We start from the raw sequence: 2,255 nt of genomic DNA on the forward strand, positions 1-2,255 counted from the left end.
GTTCCGGCTGGCCGTCACCGACGAGCAGTTCCCCGCCATCGCCAAGCTGCGGGCCGCTCGCCGGCTGTGGGCGCGCGTGCTGGAACTGTGCGAGGCGGGCGCCGGCGAGATGCGCCAGCACGCCGTCACCTCCCGCCCGCAGATGAGCAGGTACGACCCGTGGGTCAACATGCTGCGCGGCACCGTCGGCGCCTTCGCCGCCGGTGTCGGTGGGGCCGAGGCGATCACGGTGATCCCCTTCGACGAGCCGCTCGGCCTGCCCGACGCGCTCGGCCGGCGGATCGCTCGCAACACGTCCTCGCTGTTGATCTCGGAGTCGCACCTCGCCCGGGTCGCCGACCCGGCCGGTGGCTCGTACGTCGTGGAGAAGCTGACCGACGACCTCGCGATCGCCGGGTGGGCCGAGTTCCAGCAGATCGAGGCCGCCGGTGGGCTGGCGGCCGATGACGGTCTCGCCGGCCGGATCGCGGCGGTCGCGGCCGCCCGAGACGAGCAGGTCGCGCTGCGCCTGCGCCCACTCACCGGGGTGAGTGAGTTCCCCCACCTCGGCGAGTCGCTCCCCGAGCGTCCGGCATCTCCGATCGGGGCCGACGTCCGCCGCTACGGCCACGCGTTCGAGGCGCTCCGCGACGATCCGGCTGCCGCACCGGTGTTCCTCGCGACCATGGGCACCGTCGCAGCCCACACCGCCCGGGCGACGTTCGCGACCAACCTGTTCGCCGCCGGGGGAGTCGCGGTCGAGGCGGCCGGGGCGAGCGACGGAGTCGAGTCGGTGCTGGCGGCGTACAACGGCGAGAAGGTGGCGTGTCTGGCCGGGCCCGATGCGGCGTACGCCGAGTGGGGCACCGACCTCGTCGCGGCCCTGCGTGACGCGGGAGCCACGCACGTGATCATCGCCGGGAAGCCGGATGCCGTTGGCGGCGACGGGGTCGACGACTCGTGTGCGATGGGTGTGGACGCGCTGAGGTTCCTGACCACCACGAGGGAGAAGCTGGCATGAGCATCCCGGAGAACTTCGCCGAACTGCCGCTCCGCGACGAGTCCTCGTGGTCGATGTCGTGGCCCGACGGGCCGACGCAGGCCTGGGGGAGCCCCGAGGGCATCGACATTCTCCCCGTTTACGGGCCCGAGCACCTCGAGGGCCTGGACGCGCTCGACACCTGGCCCGGCCTCGCGCCGTTCCTGCGCGGCCCCTATCCCCCGATGTACACCACGCAGCCGTGGACGATCCGCCAGTACGCCGGCTTCTCGACCGCCGAGGAGTCCAACGCGTTCTACCGGCGCAACCTCGCGGCCGGGCAGAAGGGCCTGAGCGTCGCCTTCGACCTCGCGACCCACCGCGGCTACGACTCCGACCACCCGCGCGGGCGGGGTGACGTGGGCATGGCGGGGGTCGCGATCGACTCGATCTACGACACACGGACCCTGTTCGACGGCATCCCGCTCGACGAGATGTCGGTGTCGATGACCATGAACGGCGCCGTGCTGCCGGTGCTGGCGCTCTACATCGCCGCGGCGCAGGAGCAGGGGGTGGAGCCCTCGCTGCTCGCGGGGACGATCCAGAACGACATCCTCAAGGAGTTCATGGTCCGCAACACCTACATCTACCCGCCCGCGCCGAGCATGCGGATCATCAGCGACATCTTCGCCTTCACCTCGCAGAAGATGCCGCGCTTCAACTCGATCTCCATCTCCGGCTATCACATCCAGGAGGCCGGAGCGACGGCCGACCTCGAGCTCGCCTACACGCTCGCCGACGGCGTCGAATACATCCGCGCCGGCCTCGAGACCGGCATGACCATCGACGAGTTCGCGCCGCGCCTGAGCTTCTTCTTCGGCGTGGGCATGAACTTCTACATGGAGGTCGCCAAGCTGCGCGCGGCCCGCGCGCTGTGGGCGCGGCTGGTCAGCCAGTTCGACCCGCAGAACCCCAAGTCGCTCAGCCTGCGCACCCACAGCCAGACCAGCGGCTGGTCGCTGGCCGCCCAGGACGTGTTCAACAACGTCGCCCGCACTTGCGTGGAGGCCATGGCCGCCGTGAACGGCCAGACCCAGAGCCTGCACACCAACAGCCTGGACGAGGCCCTGGCCCTGCCCACCGATTTCTCGGCCCGGATCAGCCGCAACACCCAGCTGTTCCTGCAGATGGAAAGCGGCCAGACCCGTGTCGTCGACCCCTGGGGGGGCAGCTACTATGTCGAGCGCCTGACCGCCGACCTGGCGGAGCGCGCCCTCACTCACATCGCCGAGGTCGA

General features: G+C 70.7%; 2 protein-coding genes. Both read left to right on the forward strand.

Features of this window, described 5'->3' with window-relative positions; translation table 11 throughout:
• A partial coding sequence (locus RMO85_RS15915) for a methylmalonyl-CoA mutase family protein (protein ID WP_310529700.1) occupies positions 1–1,000 on the forward strand: 1,000 nt, incomplete at its 5' end.
• Positions 997–2,255 (forward strand): methylmalonyl-CoA mutase family protein (locus RMO85_RS15920; protein WP_310529701.1); only part of this gene is annotated, 1,259 nt, incomplete at its 3' end. The genes RMO85_RS15915 and RMO85_RS15920, both read left to right, overlap by 4 nt.

The sequence above is a fragment of the Nocardioides sp. genome, assembly GCF_031422975.1.
Lineage (GTDB): Bacteria > Actinomycetota > Actinomycetes > Propionibacteriales > Nocardioidaceae > Nocardioides.